The organism is Nocardioides oleivorans (genome assembly GCF_004137255.1).
In the GTDB taxonomy this organism is placed as follows: domain Bacteria; phylum Actinomycetota; class Actinomycetes; order Propionibacteriales; family Nocardioidaceae; genus Nocardioides; species Nocardioides oleivorans.
In genome coordinates this window covers 1,940,279-1,959,139 of record NZ_SDWT01000001.1, presented here as the reverse complement: position 1 = coordinate 1,959,139, position 18,861 = coordinate 1,940,279, and the positions used below count along the sequence as shown (strand labels likewise).

Below are 18,861 nucleotides of genomic sequence, written 5' to 3'. Positions count from 1 at the left end.
CGACCGGTCGTGACGCGCGTCACCGACCGGCGCGCTCGGCCATGATCCGACCGGCCTTCCTGAGGTCGGCGGCGATGGCCGTCGACGCCAGCAGCCCGGCTGCGGCCGCGGGGAAGGCCCACGCACCGCGACCGGTCACCTCGCCCGTGGCGTGCACCCGACAGCCGCCGGGCACGTCGGAGAACCGCAGCGCCAGGGTCGCGGTGACGCCACGCCAGCTGCCGCGCTCGGCCCACAGCCGGACCGGCTCGAGGTCGGTGGTCTCCATGTGGGGTCGTACGCCGACCGCGGTCCGCTCGCGCCACGTCTGCCCGAGGTGCGGCTCCTCGTCGGGCGGCACCTCCACCGAGAGCAGCGAGGACTGCCACTCGGGACGGCGACGCGGGTCGCTGAGGTAGTGGAAGGCCGTCTCGGCCGGGACGGGCAGCTCGACGGTGGCGTCGATGCGCCGGCCCTTCAGAACCGCTCCCCGGTGAGCAGCTCGAACGCCTCGACGTACCTCGCCCGGGTGCGCTCGACGACGGCCTCGGGCAGGGGCGGCGGAGCCTCGCCGGAGTGGCGGTCCCAGCCGGACTCCCCGGTGAGCCAGTCCCGCACGACCTGCTTGTCGTACGACGCCTGGGCGCGGCCCGGCTGCCAGTCGGCCGCCGGCCAGAAACGGGACGAGTCGGGGGTGAGGACCTCGTCGGCGAGGATCGTCGTGCCGTCCGGACGCCGACCGAACTCGAGCTTGGTGTCGGCCAGGATGATCCCGCGCTCGCGCGCCAGGCCGTGCGCCTTGTCGTAGACCTCCATGGTGAGCATCCGGAGCTCCGCTGCGGCGTCGTCACCGACGGCCTCGACGACCGCCTCGTAGTCGACGTTCTCGTCGTGGTCACCGAGGTCGGCCTTCGTGGCGGGGGTGAAGATCGGCGACGGGAGGTGGCTGCCGTCCTGCAGTCCGGCGGGCAGCGCGATGCCGCAGACCTCGCCGGTGCGCTGGTAGTCGAGCAGCCCGGAGCCGGTGAGGTAGCCGCGCGCCACGCACTCGACCGGGAACATGTCGAGCTGCTCGCAGACCAGCGCGCGCCCGGCGACGGAGGCCGGCACGTCGGTCGAGACGACGTGGTTGCCCACCAGCCCGGAGAGCTCCCCGAACCACCACAGCGACATCCGGGTGAGGATCTCGCCCTTGTCGGGGATCGCTGCGTCGAGGACGAAGTCGTAGGCCGAGATCCGGTCGCTCGCGACCATGAGCAGCCGGCCCTCGTGCTCGCCGGAGTCGATCCGGTAGAGGTCGCGCACCTTGCCGGAGTGCAGGTGGGTGGTGCCGTCGATCGCAGGGGCGGTGGGAATGCTCAGCTCGGCCACGCGCCGAGCCTAGCGGGGACTAGCGGTGCAGCCACCAGCTCATCCGGCGCGTGATCCACGGCAGCACGACGTAGGTCATGAGCGGGGTCAGCACCACGATCGTCACGAGAACGCGCGGCACGAGCGGCCAGTCGACGAGGGGCGTGTGGCCGACGACGAAGTTGACGGCCAGGCTCAGGGGGAAGAACCCCATGAAGATGACGACCATCTGCTTCCACCGCGGCGGCGCGGACGGAGCGGCGACGCTGAGGTGCTCGACGGTCGCCGGCTCGTCGAACCAGCCCTCGATGCCGGTACGACGCTCGCGCCGCTTCTCCTCCACGTCACCGGCCGCGGCCTCGAGCCACCAGGCGCGCTGCGGGGAGGCCTCCCAGGCGGCGAGCGACTCGGCGTCGGCGAAGCGGTAGAGCATGTGCCAGTCGCTCGAGTCCACGCTCGGGCGGACCCAGCCCGAGCCGAGGAAGCCGTCGAACCTCTCCGCCATCGAGGTGCCCGCCTGCATCCACGCCAGCATCTGCGTCGTGTGCCGTGGGTCGACGTGACGGGTGACGGACACGGTGACGGGGGCGGTCATGGCACCAGTCTCGGTCGCGCGTGCGCGCGAGGTGAAGCCGACGGCGACGAGATCCCGACCACTCTGGTCTCCCATTGTCGAGTGACCTAGTCTACAAAGACGAGATCACCCCTGGAGCGAGCATGACCCGAGCACCCCGTCCCGACTTCCTCGTCATCGGAGCACCCAAGGCCGGCACGACCGCCCTGCACGCGGCGCTGGCGCAGCACCCCGACGTCTTCGTGTCCGACCCCAAGGAGCCGAAGTACTGGCTCTGCGACGGCGCCCCGCCGCCGGCGTGGCGCGGACCGGGTGACAAGCACTCGCAGCAGGAGTGGATCTGGCGGGCCGACCGCTACTTCCCGCTCTTCGAGGGCGCGCGGCCCGACCAGGTGCGCGGCGAGAGCACGCCCTTCTACCTCTGGAGCCGGGGCGCCCACCGCCGGATCGCCGAGGACCTGCCCGACGTGCGCCTCGTCGCCGTGGTCCGTGACCCGATCGACCGCGCCTACAGCAACTGGATGCACCTGTGGTCCGACGGGCTCGAGCCGGAGTCGGACTTCATCACGGCCTTCGGCCGCGAGGCCGAGCGCGTCCGCGCCGGCTGGGCACCGTTCTGGCGCTACGGCGAGCTGGGCCGCTACGGCGAGCAGCTCCAGCACCTGCACCGCCACGTCGACCCGCAGCGGATCCTGGTCGTGCGCTACCGCGACCTGGTCGACGAGCCCGGCGCGACCGTCGACCGGGTGAGCCGGTTCCTCGGGATCCGCGAGGGACTCGTCGACTCGATCCCCCGCGACAACTCGCGCAGCTTCGTGCCGCCCGGGTGGCGGCCCCAGGTCTTCGGCCCGCTCGTGCGCGGTGGCGCACGCCTCGGGCAGTTCGCGCCGCCCGAGGTGTGGCGTCGCGTCCACCCGTGGACCATCGGCCTGCTCAGCGACCGCGCCGAGGCGGCCCGGCCCCGCCTCGACGCCGTGCGCCGGCAGCGGCTGGTGGACGAGTACGCCGACGACATCGGCCTCCTGTCCGAGCTCACCGGGCAGGACTTCGAGGACTGGCTGTCGCCGGAGAGCCGCGGCTCCTACGCCGAGCGCTCCGCGACGGTGACCGCGACGGTGACCGCGACGGTGACCCCGATCAGCGCACGCACGTGACCAGGTCGTGCGCGCCGTCGGGGCGCGCGGCCTCGACGTAGTAGCGCACCCGGCCGTCGGGCAGCGGCACCGCGGTCGCGTAGCGGAAGGCGCCGTCGGAGTGCGGCGAGCTGATCGGCGGCGTCTCGGCCCGGGTCAGGGCCTCGCCGTCCCACGTCGCCACACCGGTCGTCTCGAACCAGTTCGACTCCGCGTCGGGGCGACCGTCGTAGAGCACCGTGCCGTCGGGGAGCACCGCGCTCACCCGGGCGCCGCGGGCGTCCCACTGGCCGTCGCGCCCGGCGAGCACCTCGCCGCGGTCGTCCCACGCGAGGCCGTCGGCGCTGGTGAGGCGGCGGGTGGTCATCCGGTCCTCGTGGCCGGGCTCGTCGAGCGGGTGGCAGCACAGCCACATCTCGTAGCCGTCGTCGCCGACCGTGACGACGGGGTCCTTCACGCCGGTGTGCTCGTCGCCGGCGTGCACCGTGTGGCGTACGCCGTCGGGCAGGCCCTCGACCGTGTCGGCGGTCAGGCTGTCGACCCACCAGTGCTTGGAGCCGGGCGTCGCGCAGGAGAGGTAGCCGCCAACCGCCCTCGCGCAGCGGCACGAGCACCGGCCGCTCGAACGACTCGGCACCGAAGGCCTCGCGCGCCACCTCGGCGACCGGCTCGAAGGTGGTCCCGTCGCTCGAGCGCGCGACGACGACCGAGACACCGCGACCGTCGGTCAGGGGGCGGCGGACGCGCCAGGTCAGCCAGAACGTGCCGTCGACCAGCACCGCGCTGGCCGCGCCGGCCCAGTTGCCTGCACCGGGACCGGGTGCGGGCACCACGACCTGCACGTCGTCGTAGGTGGGCGGAGCGCTCGTGGCCGTCGTCATGCGACCACGATAGTCCACAAGAGTGGTCGAGAATCAGCCCGTGGTGGTGAAGGTCGTGGCGCCCGTCGGCGCGGCCTCCCGGACGGCGACGTGCTCGACGCGCGCCGACGGCGGACCGTGGTGGCACCAGGCGACGAGCTCGTCGACCGCGGACCGGTCTCCCTCGGCGTGCAGGAGCACCGAGCCGTCGACCTCGTTGCGCACCCAGCCGGCGACGCCGAGGCGGTGCGCCTCCTCCTCGGTGTGCCACCGGAAGGCGACGCCCTGGACGCGCCCGGTCACCCGGACGGAGACGGCTGCCACCCCGCCATCATGCACGAGCGGCCGTCGCCGGCTGCGCGCGTCAGGCCGTGCCGATGGTGTAGGTCAGCTGACCGGTGCTCGCGTCGCCCATCACCATGGCGGTCCCGTCGTCCTTGCTGAACACCGCCAGCCGGGTCTCGCCGGTCTCCGTGGTCGTGTCGCGGGTCCAGCCGTTGGCCTCGAGGTCGGCGACGGCCTCGTCGAAGGCCGCGACCGCGTCGTCGACGTCGAGCGTGACCGAGGAGCCGTCAGGGGTGTCGACGGACGAGACGACCTCGCCCTCGGGGACGGTGAGGTCGCTCGGGAAGCTCTCGGGGATCTCGCCGGAGCCGACGGAGATGGTGCCGTCGTCGGACTCGATCGTGACGTCCTCGCCGTCCACGTCGACGTCGACGTCCTCGCTGCCGGAGTCCTCCATGGCCTGCTCGGCGAGCTTCTCCCCCAGCTCCTGGCCGGCCTTCTCGCTGGCGTCGTCGCCGCCGCACGCGGAGACGAGTCCGGCGACTGCGACGAGGACGACCGCTCCGGCGGCACGTCGTACTGCGATCCTGCGCATGGTTTCCCCCTGTGACGATCCGGTTGTGGCACCACCCAACCGAGCCCGGGCGAACCGTGGCAAAACGACGCCCTGTGGTCTGGACCAGCCCTTCGGGCGGGACGGCTCGGGCGCGGGTGCGAGGCTGGTCGGGTGAGCGAGGAGACGCGGACCGCAGCGACTGCCGGCGATGCGGCCGCCGAGCCCGACCCGCGGCGCTGGCGTGTCCTCGCGGTCTCGCTCGTCGTCGGCTTCATGTCGCTGCTCGACGTCACCATCGTCAACGTCGCCGTGCCCTCGATCCGGTCCGGTCTCGACACCAGCGCGGCCGCGATCCAGTGGGTGGTGTCGGGCTACGCGCTCGCCTTCGGCATGACCCTCGTCGCGGGTGGGCGACTGGGCGACGCGCACGGGCGCCGCCGGATGATGATCATCGGCCTGGTCGGCTTCGTGCTCTCCAGCGCCGCCGTCGGGCTGGCCCCCAACCCGGCCGCGATCATCGTGGCCCGGCTCGTGCAGGGCGCCAGCGCCGGTCTGCTCACCCCGCAGAACTCCGGGCTCATCCAGCAGCTCTTCCGGGGCGAGGAGCGCGGGCGCGCCTTCGGGATGTTCGGCTTCACCGTGGCCGTCGCCTCGGCGACCGGCCCGCTGATCGGCGGTGCGCTGATCGGCCTGCTCGGCGAGGAGAACGGCTGGCGCGCCCTCTTCCTCATCAACGTCCCGATCGGCCTGGTCGCCCTCGCGCTGATCCGACGCCTGGTCCCGGACAACGACACCGGTGCGGACGCCGAGAAGGACCCGAGGGTGGACCTGCCCGGTGCCCTGCTCCTGGGCCTGGCCGTGCTGGCCGTGCTCTACCCGCTCATCAGCCTCGAGGGCGGCGCCGGGTTGTCGCTCGTGGCGCTCGTGGCCTTCCCGCCGCTCGCCTGGGCGTTCGTGCGGTGGGAGGCGCGGACGGTGAGCCGCGGGCACCCGCCGCTGCTCGACGTCTCGCTCCTGCGCGGCCTGCCCGGCTATGCCAACGGGCTGCTCGTCGGCACCCTCTACTTCACCGGCTTCACGGGCATCTTCCTGGTCCTGTCGGTCCACCTGCAGGAGGGCGAGGGCTTCTCACCGCTGCACGCGGCGCTGCTCATCACCCCGTTCGCCGTGGGATCCGCGGTGACGTCGCCCGTCGCGGGCCGCCTGGTGGGCCGCCTCGGCCGGCGGGTCACGCTGCTGGCGCTCTCGGTCATGATGACCGGCACCGCCCTGGCCGCCTGGCTGGTGACCCAGCCGACCGACCGGCTCTGGTGGACGCTCGCCCCTGCCATGCTCCTCGCCGGGATCGGCGGTGGTGGCGTCATCTCGCCCAACCTCACCCTCACGCTGGCCGAGGTGCCGCCCCGGATGGGCGGTGCTGCCGGAGGCGCACTGCAGACCGGGCAGCGGATCGGGTCGGCGCTGGGCGCGGCGCTGCTGATGACGATCTACCAGGCCGTCGCGTCGACGACGTCCGCCCCGGTGGCGGCGCGCACGGCCTTTCTGGCCGCGCTCGCGGTGCTCGCGGTCGCGCTCGCGGCCGCCGTGCGCTCCTGGCGCCTGGGCGACTGAGGCGCGCCGCGCAGGTCAGAGGATGGCGCCGGGGACGTACGCCGCCGCGCCGGGGTGGCGGGCCGCGAGGGCCTCGACCCGGGCGACGACTGCACGGGTCTGGGCGACGGCGGCTCCGGTGAACTCGATCGGGTCGGCGACGAGCGCGTCGATCTGGTCGCGGGTGAGGCCGAGGCGTGGGTCGGCGGCGAGCTTGGCGAAGACGTCGTTGTCGGCCTGGCCGGCGCGCATCGCGAGCGCGGTGCCGACGGCGGCCTCCTTGATCGCCTCGTGGGCGGCCTCGCGGCCGACGCCGTTGCGCACGGCTGCCATCAGCACCTTGGTCGTGGTGAGGAACGGCAGGTAGCGGTCGAGCTCGCGCTGGATCACGGCCGGGAACGCACCGAACTCGTCGAGCACGGTGAGGAAGGTCTGGAAGAGCCCGTCGGTGGCGAAGAACGCGTCGGGGAGGGCGACGCGGCGCACGACGGAGCAGGAGACGTCGCCCTCGTTCCATTGGTCACCAGCGAGCTCGCTGACCATCGACAGGTGCCCGCGGATGATGACGGCGAGGCCGTTGACGCGCTCGCACGAGCGGGTGTTCATCTTGTGCGGCATCGCCGACGAGCCGACCTGGCCCTCCTTGAAGCCCTCGGTCACCAGCTCGTGGCCGGCCATCAGCCGGACGGTGGTGGCGAGGTTGGACGGGCCGCTGACGAGCTGCACCAGCGCGGCGACGACGTCGAAGTCGAGCGAGCGCGGGTAGACCTGGCCGACGCTGGTCAGCACCTGCTCGAAGCCGAGGTGGGCCGCGACCCGCTCCTCGAGGGACTCGAGGAGCGCGGCGTCGCCGTCGAGGAGGTCGAGCATGTCCTGCGAGGTGCCCATCGGGCCCTTGATCCCGCGCAGGGGGTAGCGGGCGAGCAGCTCCTCGATCCGCTGCACGCCGATCAGCATCTCGTCGGCCACGGTCGCGAAGCGCTTGCCCAGCGTGGTGGCCTGGGCCGCGACGTTGTGGGAGCGGCCGGCCATGACGGTGGCCTCGTGCTCGGCGGCGAGCCGGCCGAGGCGGACGAGGGCGGCGACGGCGCGGTCGCGAACCAGCTCGAGCGAGCGGCGTACCTGCAGCTGCTCGACGTTCTCTGTCAGGTCGCGGGAGGTCATCCCCGCATGGATGAACTGCAGAGTGATGTGCTCGTGGCTGGCGAGGGCGGCTACGGAGTTGAACTCCTCGATGCGGGCCTTCACGTCGTGGCGGGTGACCCGCTCACGCGCGGCGATCGACTCGAGGTCGACGCCCTGCTCACCTCTGGCGACGACCTGCTCGTAGGCCTCGACGACGCCGTCGGGCACCGCGATGCCGAGGTCGCGCTGGGCCTTGAGCACGGCGACCCAGAGCTGTCGCTCGAGGACGATCTTGTGCTCGGGGGACCAGATCTCGGCGAGGTCGGCGCCGGCGTAGCGGGTGGCCAGGACGTTGGGGACGGTCACGGCTCAGATCATCCCATCCGCCGGGGTCCACCCATCCCACGGTGCCCACCAGCGGTCACCCCGGTCGAGGAGCTCCGCGACGTGTGCGGCCTCGCGGAGCACGGCGAGCAGCTCGTCGTGGGTGATCCGGCCCGACGCGAGCGTCGGCGCGAGGTCCTGGACGTCCTTCCAGCGCCAGTCCCCGTCGGGAGGTACGACGATGTCGAGCTGGAGGTCGTTGACCTCGATCGCGCCCTCGGCGCGGACGTAGGGCGTCTCGAAGTTGACGTACCACCGCAGGAACGCGCCGTCGGCGTCGAAGAACTTCCACACCGAGTACCAGTCGCCCTCGCGACGCAGCTTGAGCACCGTCGTGCCCGACCAGGCGTCGAGGTGCGACCAGGGGTGCGGGTGGTCGTGCGGCGGGAACGTCAGCGGCGTGCCGTTGCGCTGGAGGGTGACCAGGATGCCGTCGTCGGCGACGACCTGCTCGTCCCACCAGGCCCACTCCGCGCCGTGGAGGACCTCCACGACCCGGACGTCGGAGCCGACGGCGAAGGAGTCAGCCACGCGACGCCGCGCCCTCGACCACGCCGAGCGGCTCGGCCGCGATGTCGGAGCGGCGCTGCAGGCCCTCGAAGGAGATGAGGTCGGCTGCGGCATAGGCCCGCGACCGGGCGTCGGCCACGTCGTAGCCGACGGCTCTCACCGAGAGCACCCGGCCACCGGCCGTGACGAGGTGGCGGTGGTCGGGGTCGCCCTCCTCCGGGGCGGCGACGATCGCGGTGCCGGCGTGGATCACGTCGACGTCGTACACGCCGTTGGCAGCGCCCGCGCCGCTGATCACGTCGCCCTTCGACGACGACTCGGGATAGCCGGCGGAGGCGAGGACGACCGAGACGGAGGCGCCGTCGTCGAAGGTCGGCTCGGGCACGGAGGCGAGGTCGCCGGCCGCGGCCGCGGCGAGCAGCACGCCGAGCGGCGAGGTGAGCAGCGCCAGCACCGGCTGGACGTCCGGGTCGCCGAAGCGGCAGTTGAACTCGATGACCTTCGGCCCGGCGGCCGTCAGTGCGAGGCCGACGTAGAGGCAGCCGACGAACGGCGCGCCGAGGCGGCGCATCTCGGCGAGCGTCGGCTCGACGACCTGGTCCATCACGGTCTCGACGGTGCCGTCGGGCAGCCAGTCCAGCGGGGCGTACGACCCCATCCCGCCGGTGTTGGGTCCGCGCCCTCCGTCGAAGATCCGCTTGAAGTCCTGGGCCGGCAGCAGCGGCCGCCCGACGGTGCCGTCGCAGACGACGAAGATCGAGAACTCGGGTCCGTCGAGGAACTCCTCGACGACCACGGTGTCGCAGTCGGCGGCGTGCGCGAGGGCCTCGGTGCGGTCGGTGGTCACGACGACGCCCTTGCCGGCGGCGAGCGCGTCGTCCTTCACGACGTAGGGCGCCCCGAACGCGTCGAGCGCGTCGGCGACCTCGTTGGGCGTGATGCAGGTGCGCGAGCCGGCGGTGGGCACGCCCGCGGCGGCCATGACGTCCTTGGCGAACGCCTTCGACCCCTCGAGCCGGGCGGCGGCCCGCGACGGTCCGAAGCACGCGATCCCCGCGCCGGTGACGGCGTCGGCCACACCGGCGACCAGCGGCGCCTCGGGTCCGACGACCACCAGGTCGGCGCCGAGCTCCGTGGCGAGCGCAGCGACGGCCGTCCCGTCCATCGGGTCCACGTCGTGGAGCGTGGCGAACGCGCCGATCCCCGGGTTGCCGGGTGCGGCGTGGACCTCCTCCACCGCCGGGTCGAGGGAGAGCGCGAGCGCGAGCGCGTGCTCGCGGCCGCCGGTGCCGATGACGAGGGTCTTCACGGGCGTCGAGCCTATCGGCGCAGCGACCACCGGCCGCGTCCTCCCCGTTAGTGGGGAGGTTTGACCCGCCCTCCTCCGGGCAGGGGTCACCCACCCCGAGACGTAGGAGTGAGTGTGGGCGCGACACCCCGGCAGGGCGAGACCTTCGGCCGCTACGAGATCGAGCGACGGCTGGGCGCGGGCGGGATGGGCGTGGTGCACCTCGCGCTCGACACCCGGATGCAGCGCCGCGTGGCGCTCAAGGTGATGTCGACGCAGATCGCCGAGGACCCCGAGCTGCTCGCGCGCTTCCACCGCGAGGCCGAGACGCTGGCCCGGCTCGACTCCCCGCACATCACCACGATCTTCGACCACGGTGACGTCGACGGCACGCCCTACCTCGCGATGCAGTACGTCGCCGGCGGCGACCTCGGCACGCAGCTGAAGCAGCGCGGCCCCGTCCCCACCCCGCTGGCCGCGGCGATCTGCGCGCAGGTCGCGGAGGCGCTCGCCGACGCGCATACCGCAGGCGTGGTCCACCGTGACGTGAAGCCGGCCAACGTGCTGGTCCGCGACCCCGACGCGGCCGAGCCGTTCGTCTACCTCAGCGACTTCGGCATCGCCCAGGCGCAGACCGGCGAGCAGGGCCTGACCCGCGCCGGAAGCGTCGCCGGCAGCTGGGCCTACCTCGCGCCCGAGCGCGCGCACGGCGCGCCGGCCACCCCGGCGAGCGACATCTACGCCCTCGGCTGCCTGCTCCACGCCTGCGCGACCGGTCGTGCGCCCTACGCCGGCTCCGACGTCGAGATGGCCGTAGCCCACGTCAACGAGCCGGTCCCGCAGCTCGACGGCACCGACACGTCGACGGTCGAGCTCAACCGCGTCCTGCGGCTCGCGATGGCCAAGGACCCCGCCGAGCGCTACGCCTCGGCCGGCGACCTCCGCGCCGACCTGCTCGCCCTCGCGCGCGGCGCGTACGACCCCGGCGCGGCGCCCCTCCCCACCCCCACCCCGACCCCGACCACCACCCCGACTCCTCCGGCGGCACCCGCGACCGGTGCACCCGACGAGCCGGGTCCGTCGCGCGGACGTCGTACGGCGCTGGTGGCGGGGGTCGCCGCGGTGGCGGTCCTCGCGGTCGTCGGCGGCGTCCTCGGTGCGCAGGCACTGGGTGGCGACGACGACGGTGCGGCCGACGGCGGGTCCGACGCGACCGGCGCCGCGATCGAGGGTGCGATCGCCGACCCGGTCGCCGGCGACTGGGACGGCGACGGGCTCGGCGACCTCCGGGTCGGGCGCTGGATCTGGCGCGACGGCATCGAGGCCCTGCCCGCGCTGATGGTGCCCTCCGACGGGTCGGCGTTCGGCGAGGCGGTCGAGGACGCCGGCCGGGTGGAGCTCCCCAGGACCGGCGACGTCGACGGCGACGGCCGCCCCGACCTGGTCCAGGTCGTGGAGAGCCTCGACGACACCGAGGTCGAGGTGACGACCTGGCGCGGCACGGGCGACGGCGTCGAGGAGCAGTCGGAGCAGACCTTCACCTGGCGCACCGACTTCGGGTTCTACGGCGTCGGCGACTTCGACGGCGACGGTCGCGACGACCTGGTGCTCACCCGCAACCGGGGCGAGAAGCTGATGATCGTCTCGGTCGCCCTGAGCAACGGCGCCGGCTTCGAGGAGCCGGTCGAGTTCGCCTCGCGTGGCGGTCGCGCCAACGACGACGACCTGTTCGCGGTGGGCGACTTCGACGGCGACGGCCTGGACGACCTCGCCGCGCGCGTCGTCAACGGCGGCGACGCCGTCGGCGTGCGCTTCAAGGTGCTGCTCAGCACCGGCGACCGCTTCCGCAAGACCGCCGACGTCCGCATCGAGGACGGCCGCTACGGCGTCGCCGACTACACCGCGGCCGACATCGACGGTGACGGCGCCGACGAGCTCGTCCACCTGGTCACGGACCGCTGGGGGGAGGACGAGTACGGCGCCACGCTGGCCGTGCAGCGCTTCGTCAACGGCAGCTTCGGCACGCCCGAGGAGGTCGTCGCCCCGACGAGCGGCGGCCCCGACTTCCCGTTCCTCGAGGTCGGCGCGAGCGACGTCGACGGCGACGGGGACGAGGACGTCGTGCGCCTCCTCGGGTTCGACGAGACGACCGGCACCGCGCAGGTCGAGGTCTACCTCTCCGACGACGGGACGCTGGCGGAGCCGGTCGTGTGGGGCGAGGTCCCGTGCACCACGACGACGTGCGACGCGGAGTCCGCGTCGCTCGTCTCGAGCGAGTGAGGGCCCCCGCCGTCCGCTAGGCCCTCACGTTCGGCCGGACCTTCACGGTGCCCGCCGAGCTGGCGAAGGTGACGGTCAGCCTGATGCGCGCCTTCGGCACCGACCGCAGCAGGGCGCGCGCGGCCTTCGGCAGCCGCACCCTCGTCGTGTAGGTCCCGAAACCCTTCGCCCGCACCGACTTCGTGACCCTGGTCGGCCTGCGGCCGGGCGCCGTGATCGTGGCGACGGCCTTGAGCCGGCCCGGGGTGTTGACCGTCGAGCGGATCGTGAGCGTGCCCTTCTTCGAGGAGTACGCCGCGCGGCCCTTCGACGCGAGCGTCGGATCGATCGTCTGCGGGCTGGCCTCCGCGGCCCAGACGACGGCGGTGGAGTCGCTGTCGCGGTTGCCGAGCCCGACGGCCCACCCGGCCGAGACGTCGAGGTGCGAGTAGTAGCTGACGGCGTCCGCCTCGTCGTCGATCACCCTGCTCGTCGACCACGTGCCGTCGGCCCCGCCGCTCGCCCGGGCGACGTAGAGGTCGCTGTCGCCGTTGTCGCGCCAGATCGCCGCCAGGCCTCCGGCGGAGGGGAGCGAGCGCAGCTGGAAGAACAGCGCCTGCCCGGTGCTCAGCCGGTGCTCGGCGCCGACCGCGCCGGTGGTCGGGTCGAACCCGCGCACCCACAGCGCGGTCGTGCCGGAGGCGGCGTACGACGGCGTGTGCGAGGTCGCGAGGGCCGCACCGGTGGTGTCGCCCGCGACCCCGAGCAGGGTGCCGAGGCTGCCGGCCCCGAAGACCTGGGTGTCCAGCGCGGGGTCGTACGTCGCCCCGCGGTGGGCGTAGATGCCGGCGGTGGTGAAGAAGCCGAGGACCGGCGTCCGCGCCGGGCCGGCCGTGACGAGCCCCGTTGCTCCCCGGCTGCCGAGCTTGTCGGTCAGCCGGGTCGCGCCGGACGGGGTCGCCTGCATCGAGTAGTCGGCCGGCACGTGCGCGATCAGCGCGTCGGTCTCGCCCACGGTCGTCCAGAAACCGCCGGCGCCGTCGGGCGCCGCGTCACCGACCCCGAACGAGTTCCACACCCTGACCGGCGCCGACCAGGTCACGCCCTGGTCGGCCGACCACCAGAGGTAGGTGCCGAGCGTGCCCGCGACGTCGGCCGACGCCTGGGCCGAGGCGGTGAGCAGGACCCGTCCGGTGGCGGCGTCCTCGACCAGCGCCGGCACGCCGAACGTGTCGAGCCCGCCCTGGGACAGCGCGACGGGCGCCCAGGTGCCGGTGCCGACCTGGCGCTGCAGCTCGAGCGCCCGCGCGACCCCGGGCCCCTGCCGGTAGTAGCTGAGCAAGGACGTCCCGGCGGCAGTGGTGAGCGTCGCGGGCCCGCCGAACGACTGACCCGCGCCGGCGACCGCCACCACCGTGGTCGCGTCGGCGGGGGCGGCCCTGCCGGCGCTGGACGCGTGGCTCGCGGCCGGTGCGGCACCGGCTGACGGACCGGTGCCGGCGACCAGCGCGAGGGCGACGACGGAGGTGAGGACGACCGCGCAGGGGCGGCGGGGAGGGAGTGCGCGCACTGGGAGCTCCTGGTGAGAGGGGACCCGCTCACGCTAGGAACCTCACCGCCTCGCCGGGGAGAGGGTTAACCCGCAATTGCGCCCTCACCTGCCCGGATCCGGCCCGCGCGCCCTGCTGGTCCTACTGGTGGACGACCACCGTCTGCTCGCGACCGGGGCCGACCCCGACGCCCCAGATCTTCGCGCCGGACATCTCCTCGAGCGCCCGGACGTAGGCCTGGGCGTTCTTCGGCAGGTCCTCGAACGAGCGGCAGCCCGAGATGTCGGACTTCCAGCCGTCGAAGTACTCGTAGACGGGCTTGGCGTGGTGGAACTCGGTCTGCGTCATCGGCATCTCGTCGACCCGCTCGCCGTCGATCTCGTAGGCCACGCAGACCGGGATCCGGTCCCACGCACCGAGGATGTCGAGCTTGGTCAGGAAGAACTCGGTGAGGCCGTTGACCCGGCTGGCGTAGCGCGCCACCACGGAGTCGTACCAGCCGCAGCGCCGCGTGCGCCCGGTCGAGACGCCGATCTCGCCGCCGAGCTGCTGGAGCTGGACGCCGTCCTCGTCGAAGAGCTCGGTGGGGAACGGGCCGGAGCCGACGCGGGTCGTGTAGGCCTTGATCACGCCGATCACCCGGTCGACGCGGGTGGGGCCGATGCCGGCGCCCACGCAGACGCCACCGGCGACCGGGTTGGACGACGTCACGAACGGATAGGTGCCGTGGTCGACGTCGAGCATCGTGGCCTGCGCGCCCTCGAAGAGCACGGTCTGGCCGGCGTCGAGCGCCTGGTTGAGCAGCAGCGAGGTGTCGCACACCATGGGCCGCAGTCGCTCGGCGTACGACGTCAGCTCCTCGACCACCGCCTCGACCTCGATCGCGCGACGGTTGTAGACCTTCGTCAGCAGGTGGTTGCGCACGTCGAGGGCAGCCTCGACCTTCTGCGCGAGGATCTTCTCGTCGAAGAGGTCGGCGATGCGGATGCCGACGCGGTTGATCTTGTCGGCGTAGGCCGGGCCGATGCCGCGCCCGGTGGTGCCGATCTGGTTCTTGCCGAGGAAGCGCTCGGTGACCTTGTCGATCGTCGCGTGGTAGCTCGCGATGACGTGCGCGTTGCTGCTCACCTTGAGGTCGGCGACCTCGACCCCGCGCTCGATGAGCCCGTCGAGCTCGCGGAAGAGCGCCTCGGGCGACACGACCACGCCGTTGGCGATGACCGAGGTGGCGCCGGGCGTGAGGATGCCGCTGGGCAGCAGGTGGGTGGCGTACTTCTCGCCGTCGATGACGATCGTGTGGCCGGCGTTGTGGCCGCCGCTGGTGCGGACGACGAAGTCGATGGGGTCGGTGGTGGCGAGCAGGTCGGTGGCCTTGCCCTTGCCCTCGTCGCCCCACTGGGCGCCGAGCACGACGATCGCGGGCATCTCAGCCCTCCTCTGTCTTTCGGCAGGTCATTCGGATGTTGTCTCGGTTGACATGCACACAGCCCCGGCACGAGGCACCGGGGCTCTTGCGACGTCACGCTATCGCACCTCGGGCGGAGGGCCGGCGGTCCGCCCACGGCGCCCCGTGCGGGTGGACCGTGCCGTCGGAGGGGTGGGCTACTGTCCCGGACGTGCAGTCGCTCCTCGTCATCACCAACTCCGGCGCCGGGACATCCGACGAGGAGAACCTCCACATCGCGCTCGCCGTCCTCCGCGAGAGGGCCTCGGTCGAGGTCGCCAGGACGTCGAACCCGGGTGAGCTCGACGGTGTCCTGCACCGCGCCGGCGGCCGCACGGTCGTGGTCGCGGGCGGCGACGGCAGCATGCACGCGGTGATCACGGCGCTGCACAAGCGCCACGAGCTCGCCGACACCACGCTCGGGCTGCTCCCGATGGGCACCGGCAACGACTTCGCCCGCGGCAACGACATCCCGCTCGAGATCGCGGACGCCGCCCGGCTCGTGCTCGACGGCGAGGCGCGCCCCGTCGACCTCATCGTCGACGAGACCGGCAGCATCGTGGTCAACAACGTCCACGTCGGCGTCGGCGCCCAGGCCAGCCGCAAGGGGGCGACCTGGAAGTCGCGCCTCGGCTCCATCGGCGTCGGCAAGGTCAACCTCGGCAAGCTCGGCTACCCGATCGGTGCCGCCCTGTCGGCCTTCCACCCGCCGAGCTGGCGGCTGCGCGTCGAGATCGACGGGAAGGTCGTCAACGACGTCGACCAGCAGGTGCTGATGGTCGCGATCGGCAACGGCGGCAACGTCGGCGGCGGCACCGAGCTCAATCCCGACGCCGACACCGAGGACGGCCTCCTCGACGTGATGATCAGTCGCGCCGTGAAGCCGACCGCCAAGCTCGGCTACGTGCTGCGCCTGCGCAAGGGCGAGCACGACCAGCGCGACGACGTCGTGTCCCTGCGAGGGCAGAGCGTGAAGGTCAGCGGCGACGAGTTCTGGCTGTCGGCCGACGGCGAGATCTCCGGCCCGGACCGCAGCCGCAGCTGGCGCCTCGAGCGCGCGGCGTACTCCCTGATCCTGCCCTAGAGCCAGCCGCGGCGGACCGCCTCGACGCCGGCCTGGAAGCGGGTGTCGACGCCGAGCTCGGCCATCAGTGCGGCGACGCGGCGCCGCACCGTGCGGAGGCTGACGTCGAGGTTGCGGGCGATCTGCTCGTCCTTGACGCCGTCGGCGAGCTCGGCCAGCAGCATCCGGCGGTGGTCCTGCTCGGCGAGCCGCCCGGCCCGCGCGTCGACCCGGCTCGCGGTCTCCCACAGCTCGTCGAAGTAGGCCTGGAGCATCCCGACGATGGACGTCTGGCGGATGACGGTGCGCCGGTCGGAGCCGACGCCGAGCGGCTCCGGCAGGATCGCGCGACGCGGGCCGACGATGACCAGCCGGGTGAAGACGCTCGGCACCAGCCGGATCTCCTCCCCGATCTCGGCCCGTCCGCGCAGCATCTCGGGCGCCTCGGTCATCGCGCGGGCGGGGTAGATCGCGCGCACCCGGGCGCCCTCGCGCACGGCGTTGCTCACCGCGACCGCCATCTCCGACTCGCTCGGGAAGCGCCACTGGTCGGGGCGCAGGAAGCTGAGGTCGCCGCGCCTCTCGCGGATCCAGCCGGTGATCAGTGCCGGGACGTCGCCCTCCGCGGAGATGTCGCCGTCGATCGCCTCGGCGCTCTCGAGGCGGGTCTCGCGGGCGTCGGTCAGCAGCGGGATGATCTCCGCCATCCGGGCGATCTCCCGGCTGGTGCGCTCGAGCGCCTCGGACTGCGCCGTCAGGACGGTCCGGGTCGCGCTGATCGGGTCGGCGACGTGCAGCACGCCGTCCTCGACCTCGACGATGCCGAGGCGGATGAGGGGGCGCACCTGCTGGAGGAACCGCTCGGGCTTCATCAGCAGGCTCGCCGCCACCTGCTCGACCGTCTGGCCCGATCCCGGCAGGACCTGGAGGTAGAGGCGCTCGACCCGGGCGTGGCCGGAATCGTCCACCCACTCGCTCACGGTGGCATCTTAGTGCCATCGGCCACTTCGAACCACGCAACGGATCGACAGCACTGGCATGATGCTGCCGACCACTCGGAGGTCCGGCGCAGACGCGGGGGTGACTGCGCCGGACCACCAGTGTCGGACACGGGACCGGACACCAGGGTGGGGCGTCGGAGCCGCCGCGGGGGACGGCTCCGGCGCCGCTCTCCCCCACCGATAGCCTTGCTCGCATGGCTAGAGGTGGGCAGCAGGGCGACGCAGACCGGACCCCGGTCGACTGGGTGACGCGCGCGGCGGACGATGCCGTGCGCCACGCGGGCGAGGGCAACCTGGTCACGGTCGCGTCGGGTGCCTCGCCCAGCGGCCCGATCCACCTCGGCAACCTCCGCGAGTTCATCACGCCGCACTTCGTGGCCGAGGAGCTGCGACGCCGCGGCGTCCCCGTGCGCCACCTGCACTCGTGGGACGACTTCGACCGCTTCCGCAAGGTGCCGGTCGGGGTGCCCGCGTCGTGGTCGGAGCACATCGGCCGTCCGCTGACCGCCGTGCCCGACCCGTGGGAGTGCCACGCCAGCTGGGCCGAGCACTTCAAGGCCCCGCTGCAGGAGTCGCTCCGGGCGCTGGGTGTCGAGATGGAGGAGGTGTCGCAGACGCAGATGTACCAGGCCGGCACCTACCGCGACCAGGTGCTGCTCGCCGTCTCGCGCCGCGACGACATCGAGGCCGTGCTCGCCCAGCACCGCACCAAGAAGGTCGCGCCCGCCGAGGACGCCTCGGACCAGGAGGCCGCCGACCTCGCCGACTCCGTGGCCAACGAGGACGACGAGCCGGCCGGTCCGTCCGACGATGCGATCGCGCGGTTCCCCTACCGGCCCTTCTGCCGCCGGTGCGGGCGCGACACGGTCACCACGACGGCGTACGACGACGCCACCACGACGCTGTCCTACACCTGCGCCTCCTGCGGCTACGAGGGCACCACCGACCTGTCGACCGACACCGACGGCAAGCTCGTGTGGAAGGTCGACTGGCCGATGCGCTGGGCCTACGAGTCGGTGAACTTCGAGCCGGCCGGGCGCGACCACATGACGCCGGGCTCGTCCTACACCGTCGGCACCGAGATCGTGCGGACGATCTTCGACTGGAAGGCGCCGGCCCGCGTCATCTACGCCTTCGTCGGCTTCGCCGGCGTGCAGAAGATGTCGTCGTCGGCCGGCGGCGTGCCGACCGCGACCGACGCGCTGCGCGTGCTCGAGGCGCCGATGCTGCGCTGGCTCTATGTCCGCCGCGCGCCGACGCAGGCCTTCGACATCGACTTCGGCCCCGCCGTCGTCCGCCTCTACGACGAGTGGGACGCGCTCGGTCGCAAGGCCGCCGAGAAGTCCGACGTCGCCACCCTCGCCTGGGAGCGGGCCTCCGCCACCGCGGCCGGCCGGCTGCCGACGCCCGCCGTCCCCGTGCCGTTCCGGACGCTCTCGTCGGTCGCCGACGTGACCGCCGGGTCGGCCGACCTCATCTCGCGCATCATCGAGTCCTCGGGCTTCCACCACGACTCGGTCGCCGACCTCGAGCCCCGGCTCTCGCTCGCGATGCAGTGGACGGCCGAGCACGTGCCGGCCGACGAGCGCACGACGGTCCGCGATACGCCCGACATCGAGCGGCTGGCTGCGCTCTCCGAGGACGAGGAGCTCTGGCTGCGGATCTTCCTCGACCGCCTGCCGACCGAGGACCCCGACCTGGACGAGGTCACCTCGGTCGTCTACGGCGTGCCCAAGGTCGCACGCGGCCTCGGCTTCGACGACGCCCCGACCGACGAGGTGAAGGCCGACCAGAAGGACTTCTTCCGGCTGCTCTACAACCTCCTCGTCTCCGCCGACCGCGGCCCCCGCCTGCCGACGCTGGTGCTCGCGCTCGGGCCCGAGACCGTACGCTCGCTGCTCGGTGGCTGA

Annotated in this window: 17 protein-coding genes; 5 read left to right on the top strand and 12 right to left on the bottom strand. The window is 73.0% G+C overall.

The genetic code is table 11. The features are described 5' to 3' along the window. Nucleotides 1–19: 19 nt before the first annotated feature. The 3 genes from EUA93_RS09285 to EUA93_RS09275 are packed head-to-tail and all read right to left on the bottom strand — an operon-like array spanning nt 20 to nt 1,924. On the bottom strand, nt 20–445 hold the full coding sequence (locus EUA93_RS09285) for an SRPBCC family protein (RefSeq protein ID WP_275937887.1): 426 nt from the start codon (nt 443–445) through the stop codon (nt 20–22). An 11-nt stretch (nt 446–456) separates the two neighbouring features. Then, complete coding sequence (locus EUA93_RS09280) at nt 457–1,350, bottom strand: phosphoribosylaminoimidazolesuccinocarboxamide synthase (protein WP_129399868.1); 894 nt, start codon at nt 1,348–1,350, stop codon at nt 457–459. Between the two features lie 19 nt (nt 1,351–1,369). Continuing rightward, entirely contained in the window at nt 1,370–1,924 is a 555-nt protein-coding gene (locus tag EUA93_RS09275; RefSeq protein ID WP_129399867.1) for an antibiotic biosynthesis monooxygenase, read from the bottom strand. A 122-nt stretch (nt 1,925–2,046) separates the two neighbouring features. On the opposite strand from EUA93_RS09275, the gene EUA93_RS09270 reads away from it, so the two are divergent. Beyond that, nucleotides 2,047–3,057, top strand: a complete 1,011-nt coding sequence (locus EUA93_RS09270) for a sulfotransferase family protein (protein WP_129399866.1) — start codon at nt 2,047–2,049, stop codon at nt 3,055–3,057. Here the strand turns inward: EUA93_RS09270 and EUA93_RS09265 are convergent. The 3 genes from EUA93_RS09265 to EUA93_RS09255 all read right to left on the bottom strand — a co-directional run bounded on the left by EUA93_RS09265 (nt 3,041) and on the right by EUA93_RS09255 (nt 4,776). Next, a complete protein-coding gene (locus tag EUA93_RS09265; RefSeq protein WP_242497303.1) occupies nt 3,041–3,673 on the bottom strand; it encodes a hypothetical protein in 633 nt (210 codons plus the stop codon). The genes EUA93_RS09270 and EUA93_RS09265 overlap by 17 nt on opposite strands. A 277-nt stretch (nt 3,674–3,950) precedes the next feature. After that, the gene (locus tag EUA93_RS09260; protein ID WP_129399865.1) at nt 3,951–4,220 is read right to left on the bottom strand and encodes an acylphosphatase; all 270 of its coding nucleotides are present in this window, start codon (nt 4,218–4,220) and stop codon (nt 3,951–3,953) included. A 40-nt stretch (nt 4,221–4,260) separates the two neighbouring features. After that, on the bottom strand, nt 4,261–4,776 hold the full coding sequence (locus EUA93_RS09255; RefSeq protein ID WP_129399864.1) for a hypothetical protein: 516 nt from the start codon (nt 4,774–4,776) through the stop codon (nt 4,261–4,263). A 132-nt stretch (nt 4,777–4,908) separates the two neighbouring features. Between EUA93_RS09255 and EUA93_RS09250 the strand changes: the two genes are divergently transcribed. Then, a complete protein-coding gene (locus tag EUA93_RS09250) occupies nt 4,909–6,348 on the top strand; it encodes an MFS transporter (protein WP_242497302.1) in 1,440 nt (479 codons plus the stop codon). Nucleotides 6,349–6,363: 15 nt separating this feature from the next. On the opposite strand, the gene purB is transcribed toward EUA93_RS09250, so the two are convergent. From purB to purD, 3 genes are read right to left on the bottom strand one after another with little or no spacing between them, the layout of a single operon-like run. Then, nucleotides 6,364–7,818, bottom strand: coding sequence for an adenylosuccinate lyase (gene purB / locus EUA93_RS09245; RefSeq protein WP_129399863.1), 1,455 nt, complete (start codon nt 7,816–7,818; stop codon nt 6,364–6,366). A gap of 3 nt (nt 7,819–7,821) precedes the next feature. Next, complete coding sequence (locus tag EUA93_RS09240; RefSeq protein ID WP_129399862.1) at nt 7,822–8,367, bottom strand: ribonuclease FAU-1 family protein; 546 nt, start codon at nt 8,365–8,367, stop codon at nt 7,822–7,824. After that, nucleotides 8,360–9,655, bottom strand: coding sequence for a phosphoribosylamine--glycine ligase (gene purD, locus EUA93_RS09235; protein ID WP_129399861.1), 1,296 nt, complete (start codon nt 9,653–9,655; stop codon nt 8,360–8,362). The genes EUA93_RS09240 and purD overlap by 8 nt, the downstream gene beginning before the upstream one ends. A gap of 114 nt (nt 9,656–9,769) precedes the next feature. Here purD and EUA93_RS09230 point away from each other — a divergent pair, with 114 nt between their 5' ends. Then, complete coding sequence (locus EUA93_RS09230; protein ID WP_129399860.1) at nt 9,770–11,914, top strand: serine/threonine-protein kinase; 2,145 nt, start codon at nt 9,770–9,772, stop codon at nt 11,912–11,914. A 16-nt stretch (nt 11,915–11,930) separates the two neighbouring features. Here EUA93_RS09230 and EUA93_RS09225 read toward each other — a convergent pair whose 3' ends face one another. Beyond that, complete coding sequence (locus tag EUA93_RS09225) at nt 11,931–13,463, bottom strand: sialidase family protein (RefSeq protein ID WP_129399859.1); 1,533 nt, start codon at nt 13,461–13,463, stop codon at nt 11,931–11,933. Nucleotides 13,464–13,584: 121 nt separating this feature from the next. Then, the gene (locus EUA93_RS09220) at nt 13,585–14,868 is read right to left on the bottom strand and encodes an adenylosuccinate synthase (RefSeq protein WP_129399858.1); all 1,284 of its coding nucleotides are present in this window, start codon (nt 14,866–14,868) and stop codon (nt 13,585–13,587) included. Between the two features lie 191 nt (nt 14,869–15,059). Here EUA93_RS09220 and EUA93_RS09215 point away from each other — a divergent pair, with 191 nt between their 5' ends. Then, entirely contained in the window at nt 15,060–15,971 is a 912-nt protein-coding gene (locus EUA93_RS09215) for a diacylglycerol/lipid kinase family protein (RefSeq protein ID WP_242497301.1), read from the top strand. Here the strand turns inward: EUA93_RS09215 and EUA93_RS09210 are convergent. Next, on the bottom strand, nt 15,968–16,930 hold the full coding sequence (locus EUA93_RS09210; RefSeq protein ID WP_129399856.1) for a helix-turn-helix domain-containing protein: 963 nt from the start codon (nt 16,928–16,930) through the stop codon (nt 15,968–15,970). The genes EUA93_RS09215 and EUA93_RS09210 overlap by 4 nt on opposite strands. A gap of 215 nt (nt 16,931–17,145) precedes the next feature. Here EUA93_RS09210 and lysS point away from each other — a divergent pair, with 215 nt between their 5' ends. Continuing rightward, nucleotides 17,146–18,861: a lysine--tRNA ligase gene (gene lysS / locus EUA93_RS09205; protein WP_129399855.1), complete on the top strand. Its 1,716-nt coding sequence runs from the start codon at nt 17,146–17,148 to the stop codon at nt 18,859–18,861.

What these genes read in the sequence shown, in the direction of transcription:
- EUA93_RS09220 (WP_129399858.1), bottom strand. Translation starts at nt 14,868, where the DNA reads ATGCCCGCGATCGTCGTGCTCGGCGCCCAGTGGGGCGACGAGGGCAAG.
- EUA93_RS09275 (WP_129399867.1), bottom strand. Translation starts at nt 1,924, where the DNA reads ATGACCGCCCCCGTCACCGTGTCCGTCACCCGTCACGTCGACCCACGG.
- EUA93_RS09255 (WP_129399864.1), bottom strand. Translation starts at nt 4,776, where the DNA reads ATGCGCAGGATCGCAGTACGACGTGCCGCCGGAGCGGTCGTCCTCGTC.
- lysS (WP_129399855.1), top strand. Translation starts at nt 17,146, where the DNA reads ATGGCTAGAGGTGGGCAGCAGGGCGACGCAGACCGGACCCCGGTCGAC.
- EUA93_RS09270 (WP_129399866.1), top strand. Translation starts at nt 2,047, where the DNA reads ATGACCCGAGCACCCCGTCCCGACTTCCTCGTCATCGGAGCACCCAAG.